15 protein-coding genes are annotated in these 18,936 nt (G+C 69.9%); 6 read left to right on the top strand and 9 right to left on the bottom strand.

Translation table 11 applies throughout. From position 1 onward, the window contains the following. From OEB96_RS03165 to OEB96_RS03155, 3 genes are all read right to left on the bottom strand, one after another. Positions 1-596: PilW family protein (locus tag OEB96_RS03165; protein WP_266213926.1), on the bottom strand; the 596-nt coding region annotated here is incomplete at its 3' end. Continuing rightward, entirely contained in the window at positions 593-1,306 is a 714-nt protein-coding gene (locus OEB96_RS03160) for a type IV pilus modification PilV family protein (RefSeq protein WP_266213925.1), read from the bottom strand. The genes OEB96_RS03160 and OEB96_RS03165, both read right to left, overlap by 4 nt. Before the next feature lie 5 nt (positions 1,307-1,311). Further along, the gene (locus tag OEB96_RS03155) at positions 1,312-1,950 is read right to left on the bottom strand and encodes a pilus assembly FimT family protein (RefSeq protein ID WP_266213924.1); all 639 of its coding nucleotides are present in this window, start codon (positions 1,948-1,950) and stop codon (positions 1,312-1,314) included. Positions 1,951-2,211: 261 nt separating this feature from the next. Between OEB96_RS03155 and OEB96_RS03150 the strand changes: the two genes are divergently transcribed. Beyond that, the gene (locus OEB96_RS03150; RefSeq protein WP_266213923.1) at positions 2,212-2,928 is read left to right on the top strand and encodes a Crp/Fnr family transcriptional regulator; all 717 of its coding nucleotides are present in this window, start codon (positions 2,212-2,214) and stop codon (positions 2,926-2,928) included. Between the two features lie 6 nt (positions 2,929-2,934). On the opposite strand, the gene OEB96_RS03145 is transcribed toward OEB96_RS03150, so the two are convergent. Further along, entirely contained in the window at positions 2,935-4,719 is a 1,785-nt protein-coding gene (locus OEB96_RS03145; protein ID WP_266213922.1) for a serine hydrolase domain-containing protein, read from the bottom strand. A gap of 34 nt (positions 4,720-4,753) precedes the next feature. On the opposite strand from OEB96_RS03145, the gene OEB96_RS03140 reads away from it, so the two are divergent. Then, on the top strand, positions 4,754-4,936 hold the full coding sequence (locus OEB96_RS03140; protein ID WP_266213921.1) for a hypothetical protein: 183 nt from the start codon (positions 4,754-4,756) through the stop codon (positions 4,934-4,936). A gap of 24 nt (positions 4,937-4,960) precedes the next feature. Here OEB96_RS03140 and uvrA read toward each other — a convergent pair whose 3' ends face one another. Beyond that, a complete protein-coding gene (gene uvrA / locus OEB96_RS03135) occupies positions 4,961-8,044 on the bottom strand; it encodes an excinuclease ABC subunit UvrA (protein ID WP_266213920.1) in 3,084 nt (1,027 codons plus the stop codon). Then, entirely contained in the window at positions 8,041-8,979 is a 939-nt protein-coding gene (gene pdxA / locus OEB96_RS03130; protein ID WP_266213919.1) for a 4-hydroxythreonine-4-phosphate dehydrogenase PdxA, read from the bottom strand. Before pdxA ends, uvrA begins: the two co-directional genes overlap by 4 nt. A 146-nt stretch (positions 8,980-9,125) precedes the next feature. Between pdxA and OEB96_RS03125 the strand changes: the two genes are divergently transcribed. The 3 genes from OEB96_RS03125 (at position 9,126) to OEB96_RS03115 (ending at position 13,370) form a co-directional block, all read left to right on the top strand. Then, positions 9,126-10,259: a DUF3108 domain-containing protein gene (locus tag OEB96_RS03125; protein ID WP_266213918.1), complete on the top strand. Its 1,134-nt coding sequence runs from the start codon at positions 9,126-9,128 to the stop codon at positions 10,257-10,259. A gap of 221 nt (positions 10,260-10,480) precedes the next feature. After that, positions 10,481-11,836: a serine/threonine protein kinase gene (locus OEB96_RS03120; protein ID WP_266213917.1), complete on the top strand. Its 1,356-nt coding sequence runs from the start codon at positions 10,481-10,483 to the stop codon at positions 11,834-11,836. A 16-nt stretch (positions 11,837-11,852) separates the two neighbouring features. After that, complete coding sequence (locus OEB96_RS03115) at positions 11,853-13,370, top strand: hypothetical protein (protein ID WP_266213916.1); 1,518 nt, start codon at positions 11,853-11,855, stop codon at positions 13,368-13,370. A gap of 4 nt (positions 13,371-13,374) precedes the next feature. Here the strand turns inward: OEB96_RS03115 and OEB96_RS03110 are convergent, their stop codons facing one another. The 3 genes from OEB96_RS03110 to OEB96_RS03100 are packed head-to-tail and all read right to left on the bottom strand — an operon-like array spanning position 13,375 to position 16,447. Next, entirely contained in the window at positions 13,375-14,499 is a 1,125-nt protein-coding gene (locus OEB96_RS03110) for an SMP-30/gluconolactonase/LRE family protein (RefSeq protein ID WP_266213914.1), read from the bottom strand. A 32-nt stretch (positions 14,500-14,531) separates the two neighbouring features. Continuing rightward, complete coding sequence (locus tag OEB96_RS03105; protein WP_266213912.1) at positions 14,532-16,049, bottom strand: M56 family metallopeptidase; 1,518 nt, start codon at positions 16,047-16,049, stop codon at positions 14,532-14,534. Next, positions 16,046-16,447 carry a BlaI/MecI/CopY family transcriptional regulator gene (locus tag OEB96_RS03100; RefSeq protein ID WP_266213911.1) on the bottom strand — a complete coding sequence of 134 codons (402 nt, stop codon included), beginning with the start codon at positions 16,445-16,447 and terminating at the stop codon, positions 16,046-16,048. Before OEB96_RS03100 ends, OEB96_RS03105 begins: the two co-directional genes overlap by 4 nt. A 521-nt stretch (positions 16,448-16,968) precedes the next feature. Between OEB96_RS03100 and OEB96_RS03095 the strand changes: the two genes are divergently transcribed. After that, the gene (locus OEB96_RS03095; protein ID WP_266213910.1) at positions 16,969-18,282 is read left to right on the top strand and encodes a hypothetical protein; all 1,314 of its coding nucleotides are present in this window, start codon (positions 16,969-16,971) and stop codon (positions 18,280-18,282) included. The last annotated feature ends 654 nt before the right edge of the window (positions 18,283-18,936 follow it).

The following is an 18,936-nucleotide window of genomic DNA, read 5'->3' as shown; positions in this document are numbered from 1 at the left end:
GGGAGCAGCTGCTGCACCTGCGCGACATGATTGGCGTCGGCGTTGCTGAGCATCGCCGAGCTGCGGATCGTCATCGTCGTGTCCCCCGCTCCGATCGGCGCCGCGAGCTGGAACACGCCGTACGACCCCGTGTACGTGTCGTCGCCGAGGATCACGTCGAAGCTGTCGGCCACGCTCTGCGGCGACGCCGAGCTCGCCACGTCGCCCGGCAGGTCGCCGCCGATGCTGCTGTTCCAGTGCGCCTGCAGCCCGTCGCGCAAGACCCAGTAGGCCTCGCCGGTCACCGCGTCCCGGACCGCAAACGTCGGGTCCGCCACCGCCCCGGGATTGATCAGCTGCCCGGCGCTCGAGTCCCACACCCGTAGCTCGCTGCAGATCCTCGCGTGGCCCAGCCCCGCGCTGCGCACGTCCTGAGCCATCGTCCACATCGCGCCCTCGAGTGCCTGCTGCACCCGAACGTTGCGCTCGTGCAGCCCCGCCGTCGACTGCTGGATCGCCGAGAACGCATAGACCCCCAGCACCACGATGGCCGACACGACCATCGCCACCATCAGCTCGATGAGGGTGAACCCCGCCTGCGCTCGACGACGACTCATGGCCCGGTCCCTCCATCGTCGCTCGCCACCAGCACCACGTCGTTGACCCGCACCGTTCGCAGCCGCACGTTGCCCACGTAGGGGCGAAACTCCGGATCCTGCGGGTCGGTCATCGCCGGCACCAGGTCGGTGACCTGCAAGCCCTCGGGGGGCGGATACCCGGGGTTGGTGTGATCGATCCACAGCACCACCACCTCGAGCTCCAGCGCGTTGACCTGCCCGATCTCGTTGTCGGGCTCGAGCGGATCGACGCTGGGAGGGTTGCCCGGCACGGCGCCGGGGGTGGTGACCCAGTCCACCCGGCGGAACACCAAGAAGCTCCCGCGCACCTCGCCGACCACCGCCTCGTCGTCGGGAATGTCGGCGGGCGGGCGGCTCATGCTGCGCTGTCGCTCGTTGGCCGCCACCAGCTGGTCGTCGTAGGGAAACGATGGGTTGGCGTTGCCCGCGAAGTCCTGCGACAGCAGCTGCAAGAAGCCCTTCCCGTAGAGGTCCGCCATCGTCTCCTGGGCGATCCGCTCGCCCTCGCGAAGCTCTCGCGAGGCCCGCTGCGACTCGATGCTGCGGGACTCCAGCGCCACCAGCCCCACCACCGAGATCGCGAACACGGCCAGTGCCACCAGCACCTCCATCAAGGTGAAGCCGGCCTGACCACGATCGGCCCGAACACGACCGACCCGACCGCGCGCTCGCATCGCCCGTCGTGCCATGCCGCTCATGATCCCACCTCGTCGAACGTTCGGATGAGTCCCCCGGGGAACACCTGCACCAGCGCATACGACAGCTCGCCCGCCACCGTGCGGTCGCCGATCCACAGCGTCACCCCGGCGTTGGGCACCACGCTGAAGGCATTGTTGGGGTCGCTGAAGGTCCCGTCCGGCTCGAACCGCAGCGTCTGCACCCCGGGCAGGCAGTCGTCGGGCGGCAGCACGTTCTGCGCCTGCGCGGGCGTCTGCACCCCCGTGCCCAGCCCGAAGATGCAGACCTTGGCATCGTCGAGCAGCAGCGCATCGCGCTGGACGGTCATCGCCACGCGCTCGAACAGCTCCCAGGTCTCGGTCACGGGGTTCCATGCCGTCAGCGTCATCGAGGTCGCATCCACGTCGACCCGCACCGGCGTCTGCTCGTCGATCGCATGGTTGCGGGCCTGGGTGATCGCACCGTGCACCGCCGACACGAAGCGCTTGCGCTGCCCCTCCTCCTCGTTGCGACGAAAGCCTGCGAACGCGGCCACTGCCACCAGCACCAGCACCGAGAGCGTCACCATCAGCTCGATGAGCGTGAACCCGCGCGACCGCGACCCCGAGCACCGTGCTCCGGCAGGTCGGGCCGCACCGCAGCGACTGCGAGGCATGTGAACTATTTTCATAGCCAGACACGCTGCGTCACCGACCACCATGAGCGGGCTGGACGCGGAAGGATGGGAAATCATTGGGGACCGTGACCCTCGACGGGGCCCGCCCCCGGCCGAGCCCGGGGAGATCGAACCACCCGAGAACCACGGCTGCAACGACCGTACCGCTCGATTTTCCCCATACCGTCATCGAATTGACTAGTTGTCATTCAGCTCACAGCGTTGCCGATGTTCGTGACCTCGCGTACATTTCCCTCCTAGATGGCACGCTCTGCTCAAGACGCCTCGGCCAAGGACGAGAAACGTGCGCTCTGGTACCTGCGCAAGATCCCCCTCCTCGAGGGCGTGCCCAGCGACAAGCTCACCGAGCTCGCCGCCGAGGTCGAGATCCGCGAGATTCCACGGCGCCAGGTCATCTATCTGCCGGGTGATCCCGGCGATCGGGTGTTCTTCATCAACGGCGGTCGCGTCAAGTGCAGCAAGGTGACGCGCGACGGCAAGGAGCTGACCCTCGCCTATCGCGGTGCCGGACACATCTTCGGCGAGCTGTGCGTCTTCGACGGCGCCCCGCGCGACGAGATGGCCGAGGCCATGAAGAACGCGATCATCACCGAGCTGCCGCGCGAGGTGTTCCAGGCGCTGCTGCTCACCGACGCCAAGCTCGGGTTCCAGTTCGCGACGATCGTGGGCGAGCGTCGCAAGCAGATCGAGACCAAGCTCGAGCACCTGGTGTTCCGCGACGTGCAAGCCAAGCTCGCAGCGCTGCTGCTCGAGCTGGGCGAGGAGTACGGGGTCGAGCACGAGGACGGTCTGCAGATCGGCCTGAAGATCACCCACCAGGAGATGGCCAACCTGATCGGCTCGACGCGCGAGACCATCTCGCTGACGCTCGCGCAGTTCAAGAAGAAGGGCCTGCTCGATCTCAACGGCCGCAGCGTGGTGCTCAAGGATCAGAGCGGCCTGAGCGCGATGACCTGAGGGCCGTCAGAGATCGACACAGCGGCGAGGATCCTCGGGGTCGTCACGGATCCACAGGCCATCCACCACGGTGCTGCCTTCGCCGCTGGTGAGCACGAGTCGGCCCGAGCGGTGCTCGCAGTCGAGCCGATGCTCGACGTGCACGTCGCTCGCCTCGACGACCCGCCCCACCGTGCAGCGACCGCGGGTCTGACCGATTCCGTGCAAGAAGTCGCGATACCGCGAGGGTCGGCCGCGCTGCAGGAACGTGCGGGCGGCGAGGTCCTCGTCCCAGCGCGCCAGCAGCTTGCCCACGTTGGCCGCGGCCTTGCGCAGGTGCTTGGGGGGTCGATCGAGCGCGACCATCGGCACCACGTCGACGAAGCCCGACCCGTGAGCCTCGAGCTCCATGCGAACCCGCCCGCGCTCGCACGTGCCATGCACCGTGGCATGGGTGGCCGTGACCTCGCCGAGGCGGTCGAGCTCGCACGCCCCTACGCGCTCGTGGATTCCACGCCAGCGCGCCCACAGCTTCTGGAGCTGCTCGGGCGACCATGACGATGCGAGCAGGGCGCCGAGCCGCGACTCGTCCCCGGCCACGACCGCGGCGAACAGCTCGCGGCTGCGGGGCTCGAGCCGAGGATCGACGGGCAGCTCGCGCACGGTGAGCGCAGGATTCTCGGCCAGATCCTCGAGCAGGTGCACGTTCAGCTCGGCCAGGTTGGTGGAGTGCTGGTTGGACAGCAGCACCAAGCCCACGCCGCGCTGGGGAAGCAGCGCCAGCGTCCCGGTATAGCCGGTGTTGCGGCCATTGTGGCCCACCACGTGCCCGAGCTCGCAGTCCCGCGTCACCGACCAGGCAAGGCCAGTACCCGCGAGCTCGGCCGCCGGGTACCGTCCGGGGGTGAAGCGGGTGGTGGCATGGGGCGCGAAGTGGATCGAGTGCGCCTCGCGAATGCTCGACCGCCGCAGCGGGCCCGAGTCATCGCCCGAGCGCGGCGGCCAAGCCCCCAGCTGCAGCGCAGCGAAGCGAGCCATGTCCTCGACGGTGGAGTAGAGCCCACCGCCCGCCGACGCGGCACCATGGTCCTCGTGGTGCATGGGCTTGGGCTTGCCGTTCTCGACGTCGTGGGGCATGGCCAGCTCCGTGCGCACGTCGCCCGCGCTCCACACCGAGGCCTTCATGCCCAGGGGCGCGAGCACGGCCTGGTCGATGTGCTCGCGGTAGCCCTGGCCGGTCACGTCCTCGATGAGCAGTCCCAGGAGCATGTAGCCGAGGTTGGAGTAGCTGCTCACCAGGCCGGGCACGGTCTGGAGGTCGAGGCCCTCGAGCGAGGCCTCGACCTCCGCGCGGTCGACCCGATGCTCGGGACCCTCGAAGTCGAAGCGGCCATTTCGCGGCAGCCCCGAGGAATGGGTCAGCACCTGCCGCACCGTGAATCCCTGCAGCTCGTCGGTGGGGTGGCCGATCGCGCCGACCTCCGGCAGGTATTCGACCACGGGGTGGTCGAGGTCGAGCTTGCCCTCGTCGCGCAGGCGAAGGATTGCGGTCATCGTAATGGTCTTGGTGACCGAGCCGATGCGAAAGGCGGTCTGCGGGGTCACCGGGCGGCCGGTCTGCAGATCGGTCACGCCAAACCCCTGCGCCCAGGCGAGCTCGTCGTCGATCACCAGGCCGACCGCGAGCCCCGGGATGTGGTCGGCGGCCATGAAGGCCTCGATGCGGCGCGTCAGCGTGGGCACCGAGTCGAGCAGACGCTCGCGTCGGTCGGGATTGGGGAACACGGGCAGGGGGGCGACGTCCTGCGCCACGCGGGGAGCGCTCGGCCCCGTCGGGGGAGGCTCCGTGGAGTCCTCCCGCTGCAGCGAGGTCGACGCCACCACCGGCGAGGCCGTCGGCGGCGGGGTGGTCACCGATGGTGCGCTCGACGGCCGACACCCCGAGGTATTCGTCGTGATCGAGGCCAGCGCGACGAGCAAGGCCAAGGAAGAGGGAAGCCGAGCCGAGCGATCCACCGTGGGAGGGTAGTCGAGTCACCACCCACCGTCACGCTCATCCACGCAGCACGCGTCGCAGGTAGCGGCCGGTGTGGCTGCTCGCGTGCCGAGCCACTTGCTCGGGCGTACCGGACACCACGATCGTGCCCCCCTCGTCGCCGCCCTCCGGGCCCATGTCGATCACGTGATCGGCCTGCTTGATCACGTCGAGGTCGTGCTCGATCACCAGCACGGTGTTGCCCTCGTCGACCAGGCGCTGGAGCACCTCGAGGAGCTGCTCGATGTCGGAGAAGTGCAGGCCCGTGGTGGGCTCGTCGAGCACGAACAGGGTGTTGCCGGTGGACTTGCGCGCCAGCTCGCGCGCGAGCTTGATGCGCTGGGCCTCGCCCCCCGACAAGGTGGTGGCGCTCTGGCCGAGCGCGAGGTAGCCCAGGCCCACGTCGCGCAGCACCTCGAGCTTGGCGCGAATGGACGGGTGCGCCACGAAGAAGTCGCAGGCCTGCGCCACCGGCAGTGCGAGCACCTCGGCGATGGTCTTGCCCCGCAGCGTGACCGCGAGCGTCTCCCGGTTGTAGCGGGCACCGCCGCAGGTGCTGCAGGTGACGTAGAGATCGGGCAGGAAGTGCATCTCGATGCGCCGCACCCCCTCGCCCTGGCACCCCTCGCAGCGCCCGCCCTTGACGTTGAACGAGAACCGCGCGGGCCCGTAGCCGCGGATCTTGGCCGCGGGCAGCTGGGAGAACACCCCGCGGATCTCGGAGAACAGCCCGGTGTAGGTGGCGGGGTTGCTTCGCGCCGAGCGTCCGATCGGGGTCTGGTCGACGAAGATCACCTTGTCGAGGTGCCGCAGGCCCCGCAAGCGCCCGTGCGGCAGGCCGTAGCCGAGCGCGCCGTTGAGCTCGCGCCGCACCTCGGGCAGCAGGGTGTCGACCACCAGCGAGGACTTGCCCGAGCCGCTCACTCCCGTCACGCACGTGAGGACCGACAGCGGCACGCGCAGGGCGACGTCGCGCAGGTTGTGCCCGCAAGCCCCCTCGAGCACGAGCGAGGCCCCGCTGGGCTTGCGCCGACGGGCCGGTACGGCGATCTCGCGGCGGCCCGAGAGATACGCCCCGGTGAGCGAGGCTGGATCCTCGAGGATCTCGGCCACGCTGCCCTGGGCCACCACCCGACCGCCCTCGGTGCCCGCTCCCGGGCCCATGTCCACGATCTGGTCGGCCGCTCGCATGGTGTCGGCGTCGTGCTCGACCACCAGCACCGTGTTGCCGAGGTCGCGCAGGCGCAGGAGCGTGCGCACGAGGCGATCGTTGTCGCGCTGGTGCAGCCCCACGCTGGGCTCGTCGAGGATGTACGTCACGCCCACCAGCGCCGCCCCCACCTGCGTGGCCAGCCGGATCCGCTGGGCCTCGCCGCCCGACAGCGTCATCATCGGACGATCGAGCGTGAGGTAGTGCAGTCCCACCTCGATGAGGAAGGCCAGGCGCTGGCGCACGCGCAGGAGCACCGCGCTGGCGATCTCCTCGTCTTCCTGGTCCCATGCGATGCCATCGAGGGCGCGCCGCAGGGCATGCAGCGGCATGGTGCACAGCTCGTGGATCCCGTGCTCGCCCACCCGCACCATGCGAGCCTCGAGGCGAAGGCGCTGGCCCTCGCACTCCTCGCAGGTGCGCAGCTCGGTGTAGGCCAGCAGCTCCTCGAGTCCGGCCGGGCCGTCGTCGTCGCTGCGCAGGGCCGCATCGGAGGCCTTCGCCTGCAGCTCATCGAGCCGGCGCTGGACGAAGGGGCGAGCGCCCTCGAACGTGTCACGGAGGCCGGGCAGGCCGCCCTCCCCCACCCCCTCGATGAAGGTCACGCGCGCCTCGGCCGACAGCGCGCGCCACGGGGTGTCGAGCGAGGCGCCGAGCGCCTTGGCCACGGCCGCGATCGACTTTTGGTGGGCCGCCCCACCGCGTCCGCCGAAGGGGTGCAGCGCGCCCTCGGCCAGCGAGCGGCGCTCGTCGGGCACCAGGCGCGCGGGGTCCACCACGCGACGCTGGCCCAGGCCATCGCAGCGGGGGCAGGCGCCGTCGGGCGAATTGAACGAGAACAGCGAGGGCGTGATCTCGGGATAGGTGATGCCGTGCTCGAGCTCGGCGTGGCGCTGCGACAGCTCGATCGGATCGCCATCGAGCGGCAGCAGGCGCAAGAGCCCCCCGCTGAGCTCGACCGCGGTCTCGATCGAGTCCGCCAGGCGACCGCGGATCCCCTCCTTGCGGACCAGGCGGTCGACGTAGACCTCGATGCTGTGGCGCTCGAGCGGATCGAGATCGATCGCCTCGCCCAGATCGCGCACCTCGTCGTCGATCGCGACCCGCACGAAGCCGCGGCGGCGCAGCATGTCGAGCAGCTCGCGATGGTCGCCGGGCGCGTTGCGGGCCACGGGCGCCACCACCGAGAAGCGCGTGGCCTCGGGCAGGCCGAGCCCCGCCTCGACCATGTCCTCGATGCTGTGGCGCTGCATCAGGGCGCCCGTGCGATGGCTGTAGACCCGTCCCACGCGGGCGAACAACAGCCGCAGGTAGTCGTAGATCTCCGAGGCGGTGCCCACGGTGGAGCGTGGGTTGCGACCCGGCGGGTCCTGGGCGATGGCCACGGCGGGCGAGAGCCCCTCGATGAGATCGGCATCGGGCTTGGGGAGCTGCGCGAGGAACTGGCGCGCCGAGACGCTCAGGCTCTCCACGTAGCGGCGCTGCCCCTCGGCAAAGATGGTGTCGAAGGCCAGGCTGCTCTTGCCCGAGCCCGAGGGGCCCGTGATCACCACCAGCCGGCCGCGCGGGAGATCGATGTCCACGCCCTGCAGGTTGTGGGTTCGCGCGCCGCGAATGCGGATGGTGGTGGGCTCGGACAGCGGCGGCAGCTCGTCGCCGGGCCCAGACCCGCTCGCGGCCGTCGCCGGCTCCATCCGGGCGTTCGCGTCGGCGGTCCTCGTCTTCGCCTTCATCGTGGTCTTGGCCGCCTTGGCCCTGGTCTTGGTCGTCCTGGCCGATCCGCGGGCCTTGCTCGCACCCGCGACCTCCCCGGCCTCGGCCACCTCCGCCGCGGGCTTGTGGCGCCCGCCGCGACGACGCGCCGCCGGGGCCGGTACCTTGGCGCGGCTCATGCCCGACCTCCACGGGCGAGCCGCACCGCCGCCTCCATGCTCGAAGGATCGGCGATGCCACGCCCGGCGATGTCGAGCGCAGTGCCGTGATCGGGCGAGGTCCGCACGAACGGAAGCCCGAGCGTCATGTTCACCCCATCGGTGAAGTGCACCAGCTTGAACGGGCCCAGGCCCTGGTCGTGGTACATGGCGAGCACCGCGTCGTAGCGGCCGCGATCGTGCGCGGCAAAGGCCGCGTCGGCCGGGAGGGGACCCTCGACCTCCGCAAACTCGCACCGCCGACGCAGCTCGATCACCGCGGGCTCGATGATCCGCAGCTCCTCGTCACCGAGCAGCCCGCGCTCTCCCGCATGGGGGTTGAGCCCCAGCACCGCCAGGCGCGGCCGCGAGTGCCCGAAGCGAGCTCGCAGCGCCTGCGCGAGCAAGCAGCCGGCGCTCACGATCGCCTCGGTCCGCAGGCGCTGCGGTACCTCGCGCAGCGCGACGTGGATGGTCACCGGCACCACGCGCAGCCGCGTCCCCACCATCAGCATCGCCACCTCGACCCCTCCTGCTCGGTGGGCGAGGTACTCGGTGTGCCCAGGGAATGGAAACCCGGCGTCGTGGCACGCCCGCTTGTCGATGGGCGCGGTCACCAAGGCTCGCCCGGGCGACTGCAGCACCAGGTCCACGCCGCGCTCGAGCGCGCGAACCTGAGCGAGCCCGGGGTCATCGGCCTCCACCGCGACCAGCCGGGCCTGGACCCGCGCCCACCCCGCCAGCGCCCACGGCTCGGGCAACCGCCGTGCCCATTGCTCCATCCACGATGGGCTGGCGACCACCTGGTCGCCCTCGCGTAGCAGCCCGCTCGCGCCGAGTCGCAGCAGCAGCTCGGGACCAATGCCTCGGGGATCGCCCTGAGTCAGGACCAGCGGTGCATCGAGAGCGGAGTCCATGGCGTGGTAGGGTCGGGCATCCTACCATTGGCATCCCGGTGGAGAACGGCACGCCCACCCCCACGACGATCCCCGCGACCATCCCCAGGGCCAGGGGCCGACGGGGGGCGCACCGCATGGCCGTGGTGCTCTGCTGTTTCACGACGATGACCCTGGGCCCGACCGTCCGCGCAGGGTCGAGCGAGCCCGGGCCGGAGACCATGACCCAGCCCCCCGCGGGCCCCGACCCGGACGAGCCACGAGGGCGCCGCGTGGGCAGGGTTGGCGTGGTCGGCGAGCCGACCGCTCCGCAGGGGGTCTCGCCGCCGCCCGACGCGAGCGTGATGCCATCGCTGCGCACACCGCCGGTGGTCGGCGCCGGCACGACGCCGGGTGCCAAGCCGCGACCTCGTCCAAAGGGCCTGCACGGGTGGAGCGACGCGCTGGCCTCGCCGCCGATGATCGACGCGCGGCGTCGGCAGGCACGCACGCAGCGCCCCGCCGACTTTGGGCACACGCTCGGCATCGGCGAGCGCTTTCGCTTCGACGTCTCCTTCGCCGGCAACCCCGCCGGTCTGGCGGAGGCCGAGATCACGGGCATCGAGCCCGACCCTCGTGGGCCACCGCCTGCGGGCGCGCCCATGCTGCGCCTCGAAGGGCACGCACGCACCAGCGGGGTGGTCTCGCTGCTGGCCACCGTCACCGACGACATGGTGACGTACGTCGATGCTCGCACGGGGGCCGCGATCTCGAACTACAACGTGCTCCACTACTCGGGCTTCGCCCCGCGCAAGTACACCCACCGCGAGACCCGCCAGGCCTATGAGGGCCGGGGTCAGGTCCGGATCGTCGACACCAAGGACGACGAGGTGGAGAAGAAGCTCCATCGCGTCCCGATCGACACCTACGACTCGCTGTCGGTGATGGCCTGGGTTCGCTCGCTTCGGCTCGAGAAGGGCGAGCGGGCCAAGGCCCACGTGGTCGACGGCCTCACCCTCATGCGCGTGGAGATCGAGTGCTTCGGTCGCGATCGCCTCAGCCCCATGCCCAGCATGGCGACGGCGCTCGGGCTCGACCCCGACGACACGATCCGCATCGAGGGCACGATCACGCGCGTCGACGAGCACGGCGCTGCGATCCCGGGCAAGAGGGCCTTCAGCTTGCGCGCCTGGCTGTCGGCCGACGAGCGCAGGATTCCGCTGGTGATGGAGAGCGATCTATGGGTCGGTGCGATCCGCCTCGTGCTCACCGGCTACGATCCCCCGACCGAGACCTCCGGGAGCAGCGCCTCTGCACGATAGCGAGAGCGTCGGCCCTCTCGCGCCGGCCGTGCTCGGGGCCGGCGTCCCACCCCGTCTCACCCATCGCTTCCATGGCCCCTCGTACGCGAGGAGAAAATTCGGCCAGGGGACGCACGTTTTGGGCCCCTGCCGTGCCACCGACCAAGGTACAATCCGCAGCGGCCGGCCCCCCGTGTCTGGGGGCGCTGGCGGCTGCCCCCTTCCCAAGCCCACCACCCATCATGTCGTCGGAGCGCTACCGCCCACTGTTCAAGCTCGATGCCGGAGGCATGGCCGAGGTCTATGTCGCCGAGGCCGAGTCGATGGCGGGCTTCAAGAAGAAGGTCGCCATCAAGCGAATCCTTCCGAACCTCCTCAAGGACGAGCGGTTCGTCCGCATGTTCCTCGACGAGGCGCGGCTGTCCCTGCACCTCAGCCACGCCAACATCGTCAGCGTCTTCGACATCGGCAAGAGCTCGTCGACCTACTTCATCGTCATGGAGTACGTCGAGGGGATCAACCTCAAGGGGATCCTCCAGGAGTTCTCGCGCAAGCGGCAGACGTTCCCCGTTCCGCTGACCATCTGGATCCTCAACGAGGTGCTCAAGGGCCTCGACTACGCCCACCGCCTGCGCGACCCCGAGACCGGCCGGATCCTCGGCATCGTGCACCGCGACATCTCGCCGCCCAACATCCTCGTGTCGTGGAACGGCGAGGTGAAGCTGACCGACTTCGGCCTGGCCAAGGCCTCCACGCAGCTCGAGTCCACCGACCCGGGCGTGGTGAAGGGCAAGTTCTCGTACCTGTCCCCCGAGGCCGCCAGCGGGCTCGAGGTCGACGCCCGCGCCGACATCTTCGCGGTGGGCATCCTCGCCTACGAGATGCTCACCGGTCGCCGCCTGTTCCTCGGCGAGTCGGACTACCAGACGGTGCAGATGGTGCGGGCGGCCGACGTCCCCAGCATCAACGCGCAGAACTCCAGCGTTCCCTCCGAGCTCGAGGACATCATTCGCAAGGCGCTCGCCCGTGACGTGGACGAGCGCTTCCAGACCGCCAGCGACTTCGCCGACGATCTGCTCGGGTTCCTGTTCTCGCGCAAGCTCAAGGTCTCGGCCCGCGACCTCACCGAGCTCATCGCGGACCTGCGCAAGAAACACCCGGGAACGCAGCCCAAGGCGGACGAGAGCAACGTCATCCTCAAGCTCATCGAGGACGAGTTCGCCGACTTCCGCTCGATCGACGACGACGACGGTGGCCACCCCACCGGCTCGCAGCCGCTGGCCTCGCTGGGCGACTACGATCCCTCGGCGCCGCTGGCCCTCGATGGCTTCGACGGGGGCTTCGACGCCGGCGATCTCTCGCCCGCGCCCACCGGTCCCGGGGAAGCCGAGCCCACCCCCGTTCCCGCGCCCGGCTCCGCGCCCATGCGCATGGACGGCAAGGAGGACAGCGCGCCCCGCAAGGCCTCCCAGGGCGGCCCCAGCCAGCCGAGCCGGGCCCCGCGCCAGGGCATGGGGATGATGCCGTTCCTGGTCCTGCTGCTCGTGCTCGCGGCCGGCGGCGGCGCGTACTACTGGTTCGTCGTCCTGGGCGGATGAGGGGCGCGCGATTGCGATGACCAAGCGCTCCGTCTGCGTGCTCGCCTTCGCCTCGCTGGGCCTGACCGGGTGTCCGGATGGAGGTGAGGGCGACGGGACCGACCCGTCCACGAGCGGGATCCCGACCACGCTCGGCTCCGGCTCCACGGGCTCGGCGACCATGAGCACCGAGGGCTCGGCGAGCACCGTCGCCGACACCACCGCGCTGCCCGACGGGACCAGCAGCGACGATGGCCCCGATCCTTGCCTGTTCTGCGACGCTCCCAATCAGCAGTGCATCGACGACCAGTGCGTGACCACGTGCCAGGGCCAGGTGCCCGACCCCTGCGGCCCGACCGAGGTCTGCGACGTGATGAGCGGCGAGTGTCGCGATCCCGAAGCGGCCTGCACGCTGACGGGCGGCTACGAGGCCTGCGACGGCCAGCAGTGCGGGCCCGGCACGGTGTGCGATGGCCAGGGCGAGTGCATCCCCGTGGCCCCCTGCGGTGACGTGGTCTGCCTGCCGGGCGGCGAGTGCTGGGGGACCTACTGCTCCTGCGAGCGCACGATCGACTGCGCGCCGCCGTCCGAGCTCGACCTCAACGGCCCGTTCGCCGTCGAGATCGGCGACCTCGAATTCGCCGACGACTGCACCGCGTGGATGGTCACCCTGCGCAGCGGCACCGACTACGTGCGACGCTTGCTCCCCGACGGCACGCTCACCGAGTGGCCCGGCGTCTCCAACCTCAACATGGGCGAGGTCAAGGTGCTCAAGGCCGTCACCCCGCCGGCGGGCATCACCCCCGGACGACCCGGGGGGCTGTCCGCCGGCTCGACGCTCCCGAGCCGGTCCCGACCGGGCATGCCCGGGGGTCTGTTCGATGCGGGAGCCCGAGGCGTCGAGGGACTCGGTGAGGTCGCGATCACCTACACCTGCTGTGCGAGCTGCGGGTGCTTCACCGATCCGCCGCAGGGCGTGGCCCGGCTGGTCGAGGACGATCCCGCCAATCCCCTGCCGCTGGTCATCGAGGCCGTCGTCACCCAGGGCAGCGGGCCGTTCGGGTCGGCCGGCGCCGACGCGGGGCCCTTCGGTCTGACCTGGGGCATCGACCGCGTGCTCTACGTGGGCAACAGCACCGCCAACGGCGACATCGTGACCGCCGATCTCGACTCGGGCACCCAGAACGCGCTGGGGACCCTGACCGCGCGCATCACCGCCGGGGCGCCCATCAGCGCGGCGCACCTGCTGTTCGCGATCGAGGGTGGCGAGGTCCATCGCTTCAACGTGCTCACCTTGCAGTCCGAGCTGCTGGTCGATCTCGCCCAAGACGTCACCAGCCTCAGCCACGACGCGTTCGATGGTCGGGTCTACGTGGGGCTGCGGAGCCTCGAGGTGGTGGTGCTCGATCCTCGTACCGGCACCGTCGAGCCGTTCGACGTCATGCCGGGGCGGGGACGCGTGACGGTGAGCCCCAACGGCCAGCTATGGTTCTCGCCGGTGGCATACCTCGATCCCAACGCGATCTTTGCGTGGGACCTCCCCGACGCGTTCTGACGGATCACGGCGTGGGGTACGGCGCGCCGGGGACCCCCACCTCCACGCGGTAGACTCCACCCGGAATGCCCGCGGCGTAGAGGCTGTGCTCGTCGAAGCCCGGGCCGCGGCCGAACACCGCGTTGGCCACGTTGGTGGGGAACTGCGCGAGCTCCTCGGGCATGCCGACCGCCACGCCGGCCTCGTCGAGCCACACGCGGTAGAGCGTGGCGCTGCCCTGATCCATCGCGTAGAGGTTGCCGCAGGCATCCATGCTCAGGCCGTCGATGAACGCGTTCGGAATCGAGGCGACCATCGAGACGACCCCCGGGCTGCCGTCGCCGTCGATCACGACCGAGCGGATGAGACCCGGACCGTAGTTGCTGTAGAACAGCAGGCCCCGCGTGGGATCGAGCACCACGCCATTGGTGCTCGCCGCCTCGGGGTTGCCGGTCACGATCGCGTCGACGCTGCCATCGGGGTTGATCCGCCGCACGGAGCTCCCGTTGGTGAACCACACGTTGTCATCGAAGTCGGGGTAGAGCCCGTTGACCCCGCCGGCCATGGTGACGAGCGGACCCGCGCCGTTGACGATGCGGATCTCCCCGTTCGCGTACTTGGCGGCCAGCAGCTCGCCGTTGGCCCGAAAGCGCAGGCCGTAGGTGCCGCCCGGGTCGGGCCAGTCATCGACGACCGTGCCGTCGGGCGACACCAGTCGGACCTCGGCGCCGCTCTTGCCCGCGAGGTGGCCCTGGCCATCGAAGGCGATGTCCTCGCTGCCATCGAACACGGTGCCCGCCGCGAACACCTCCTCGAAGGGCAGCGGGCCCGGGGGCAGGGTCGAGCAATCGAAGCCCGCCGTGTCGGTCTCGGTCTCGGCGCCCGTGCTCGTGCCCGAACCCGAGGAGTCGACCATGCCCGTGTCGCTCGAGCTGCTCGAGCCCGACGACGTTGCTCCGTCATCGGTCGTGCCCGGGCCCGAGGAATCGACCGCGGTCGTCCCCTCGCTGGTGGTCTGGCCGGTGCTGGTGTCCGAGCCCTCGGCCGTGGCGTCGTCGCCACACGCGACCGGACCGAGCGCCATCCATGTCGACAACAGGGCGATCGTGCATCCGCTCGAGGGTGACGGCACAGTCCAGGTCGGGCTCATGCACGGCACGCTACGTCAAGCGAAGCGGTCGCTCAACGCTCACCCGCGCGTGACGTTCCCGAGTGCCGCGACGCGAGCGTGGGCGACCACGGCAACCAGCGCTCGCGCCAGAGCGCCTCGATGGTGGCCTGATAGCGGCGGGTCTCCTCGGGCAGCTCGAGCTCGCCGCGCTGATACGCCGCCACCCGGCCCGGACCCGCGTTGTAGGCCGCCAGCGCCAGCGGTAGGTGCCCTTCGTGCTGCTCGATGAGGCGAGCGAGGTACCACGCCCCGAGGTCGAGGTTGTACGCCGGCTCGTCCAGCGCATCGGGCGTGGGCGGAGGCAAGCCCCGGCGCTCGGCGATCTCGGCCGCCGTGGACGGCATCAGCTGCATCAAGCCCCTCGCCCCGGCCGAGCTGCGGGCCTCGGGGCGACCGCGCGACTCGGTATGGACCACGATGGCCAGCAGCGCCGGGTCCACGCCGTGGCGCTGCGCGGCGCGGACGATCTCGGGCTCGTGGCGGCGCACCGAGGCGGGTAGCCACGCCACGCCGATCGCATCGCTCGGTACGGGGGCGAGCGCGGGCGCCTCTGCGCGTTCGAGCGCGACCACGAGCACGCCCACCACCGCCAGCATGCCCACGCGGGCCGCCCAGCGACGGGCCCCTCGAGCGCGACGGGGCTGGACCAGCCGCAGCACTCGCGAGCGCAGGCTCGGCCCGCCCAGTCCCAGCGCGAGCGCGGGCGAGGGCCGCACACGCCACTGCTCGAGCTCGAGCAACGCGCGGGCGTAGGCCACGGGGGCGGGAGCCGCGGGTATGCGCAGCACCGCTTCATCGCACGCGTGCTCGCGCTCGCGACTCAGACGCCACGACATCCACCACACGGCGGGATTGAAGAACAGGCCGATCTCCACCGCGACCTGTGCCGCGTGCAGCCAGGGATCGAGGCGTCGCAGGTGCATCAGCTCGTGGGCGAGCGCCGCCTCGATCACCTGTGGGCTCACCCCGTGGACAAGCCCCGCGGGGAGCAGCACCAGCGGGCGCAGCAAGCCCAGCACCAGGGGGGAGTCGCAGGCCGACGACTGCGCCACCGCGGGCGCCCGCATGCCCATGCGCAAAGCCAGGGTCCGGACGCGCTCCAGCCACTCCGGCGGCAGCGGCACGGCCGTGGCGCGCAGCGCCACCACGGCGCGCCATGCCCTCGCCGTGCGGGCGGTCATCAGCAGCATGCCGACGAGCCAGACCACGAGCACCCACGTCACCCAACCGGGGCTGGTGGCGGGATGCGGCGCGGTGCCCAGGGTCGACGTGACGGCGAGCCCATCACCGAGCGGAGCATCGACCGACGTGGGCACGACCCACGAGCCGAGCCCGGGCAACCATTGCAGCGCCGTGGCGATCGCGACCAACGGGACCAGCAGCAGCGCGCTCGCTCGAATGGCATGACGCGTGCTCGCGCGCTCGGCCCACGCGTGCTCGAGCAGCCACGACAGCGCGGCCACGAGCGGTGCCTGCCACAGCGACGCCAGCAGTGCCTCGGCCCACGACAGCGCGATCGTGCTCGTCATCCCAGGTCGCCTCCGTCGTCAGGGTCGGCCTCGAGCGCGTCGAGCAGCGCCCGGATCCGTGCGAGCTCGGCCGCCGACGCGCGCTTGCTCGACAACGCGCGCAGCACCAGCGCCGAGGTCGATCCTCCGAACCCGCGCTCGAGCAGGTCGTCGACCCAGCGATGCTGCATGGCCCCCTGGTCGATCGTGGGCTCGTACACATGACTGCGGCGCGACTCGTCACGCCGCAGCAGGCCCTTGTGCGCCATGATCTGCATGAGCTTGAGGACCGTGGTGTAGCCCGTGCCTCGATCGGCCAGCGCATCGTGGACCTGCCGCACCGTCGACGGACCGCGAGCCCACAGCACCGAGAGGATCGCCGTCTCGGCCTCGGTCGGTCGGGGAAGCTCGTCGGTCATGGGCGAGTGCGGCTCGGGTCTGCATCATACGATGCTCGTCGTACTTTCGGGTTCCGCGGTACGCGCAGATGCCTGCACTGCCGACTCGTTCGCTCCATCGTGATCGACGACGAAAACCAATGGATTTCAATGAGTTGGTGTGACCCCCTGGACGCAGAGACCGCAGGTCGGTCGGCTCCCCGAGAAATTTCTTGCGACGGGGACGCAACGGAGGGCTGCGGTGGCCGATAGAAGCAATCGCAATGACCAGGCCATCCAGCCCTTCTGCTCCCGCGTCCCATTCCTCCGACCTTCGCAGCCCTCGCGAGCCGCTCCCTTGCGTGCGTCCCCGTCCATCCTTCGCCCTGTTGCCGGCCCTTGTCCTCGCCCTGCCCTCGGCGGGGTGCTTCTCCCCCATCGTGACCGACCTCACCGGTGACGAGAGCAGCAGCGGCGGTAACGAGAGCAGCAGCGCGGGCTCGGACTCGGACTCGGGGTCGGGACCGGGATCGACCGCCAGCGGGGACGGCAGCTCGAGCGAGGTGGATCCGGATGGCAGCGGCGAGACGCCGGCCGTGTGTGGCAACGGGGTGGTCGAGGACGGCGAGGTCTGCGACGACGGGATCAACGATGGAGCGTACGACGGGTGCAGCCCCGATTGCAGCGAGCTGGGACCTCACTGCGGCGATGGGTTCCTCGATGACGCAGAAGCGTGCGACGACGGAGACCAGGTGGACGGGAATGGCTGCAACGTCGACTGCGTGGTGTCCGGGTCGGTGCTGTGGGAGGTGACGTACGACTCACTGCAGCATGGAGTGGATACGGCCTATGGGATCACGGCGGACTCGATGGACAACGTGATCGTCGCGGGAGCCCTTGGCTACGGTGCCCAGTCGGTGCCGTGGCTACGAAAGTACTCGCCCGACGGCTCGCCGGTCTGGACGGCCAACCTCACCAGCCCCGGAAGCAACGCCAGCCTCGGTCCGATCGCAACCTTGCCCGACGATGGCTTCGTCGTCGGTGGCAGCTTCGATCCCGGCGGTCCCAACGATGCATGGCTCATGCGAGTGAGCAGTACCGGGCAGACCGTTTGGAGTCAGACCCACGCCGGACTTCAGGGCGGTTGGGATCGCATCCGAGGCATCGGCATCGACACCGAGGGGTTCGTCTACGTGCTCTTCGAATATGGCGACCCAACGACGGAGACCGGCTACCAAACGGTCCTCCGCAAGCAAGCCCCGGATGGAACGGAGCAATGGACCCAGGCTCAGAGCGGCACGGAACGGGCAATGCGAATGACCGTCAACGCGGAGAACCGGATCCTCCTCGCGGGGGTGTCCGTCGCCGGCGGGGTCGAGCAAGCCTGGCTTCAGCTCAAAGACAGCAACGGCGCGGACTTCTGGACCGAGAATCCGAACCTGGCCGGCGAGACCCATCCCGACGCGCTCGCGATGAACGGCAACGGCGACATCGCCATCGCCGTTTCGCCGAGCGGGGCCTCACCCCGCATCACTCGACTCACCCCCAACGGAGCCGAAACCACCGTGATCTTCCCGCTGCCAACGGCCCCCCTATTCACGATCGAAACCGTCCATCTGGATGACGACGGCAACGTCGTCGCAGGAGGCACGAATCTAGTCGACGACACAACGATCGAGGGCTGGGTCTCGAAGTATGACGCTGACGATTCAGAGACCTGGACCAATGTTCACGACGGAGACTTCGACACCCCACTGAGCTGGGACGTCACTCTGTCGATTGATGTGGATACACAAGGAAACATCCTGGCAGCGGGTGCGATCCACAGCGAAGAGGCGTCCAAGCGTGACATCTGGCTGGCCAAGTACGCGCCCTAGCACCGAGCGAACGCTCTGCTCGAATCGACGCGCACACGACCCAGGCGATCGATTGCACGTCGATTCGATTCACACGAATACTGGCTAGAGACACTCGGCGAGGCAGTTCGCAGTCGAGCATTGGATCAAATCGTCGACCTCGGCAACCCCGCTCGTCATGCAATCCGTTTGACATTGCCCCACGCCGGCTGGGCCCGCTTTTGCAGTGCAATCTTGGAAGCACGCACACTCGGGAACAGCTGCGCAAGCCTCGATCTCGGAGCAACAGTTCGCCTTTGAGCACTCTTCGCAGTCATCCCCCATGGGATCCGGGTCGCAAAGACCCGCACCAGTAGTCTCGGGCTCACTCGTCGTGGTCCCTGGGGTATCCGTGGTGCTCAAGGTGACGGGTCCGTCCGTGCTGTCGGCCGAGGTCATCTCGGTGGTGTTGCCGCTAGTGCCGGGCGTACCGGTGCTGCCGTCGGCCACCGAAGTGGAGGTATCGTCGCCGCTGGGGCAGCCAAGGAGGCCCACGAGCAAGCCCAGGGTCAAGGTCGAGAAGGTACGAGACATTGGAAGCTCTCCACGCTGGGGTGAGGAGGCGGGATGGTGGCATGGGCCTGTGAGGACCAGCAATCCGCGGGCAAACCAGCCAACCGCAACTCGGCGGGGCGT

Origin of the sequence: Paraliomyxa miuraensis (assembly GCF_026337845.1) — a bacterium.
Classification (GTDB): domain Bacteria; phylum Myxococcota_A; class Polyangia; order Nannocystales; family Nannocystaceae; genus Paraliomyxa; species Paraliomyxa miuraensis.
The sequence above is the reverse complement of the archived record's forward strand: the minus strand, read 5'-3'. Positions and strand labels throughout refer to the sequence as shown.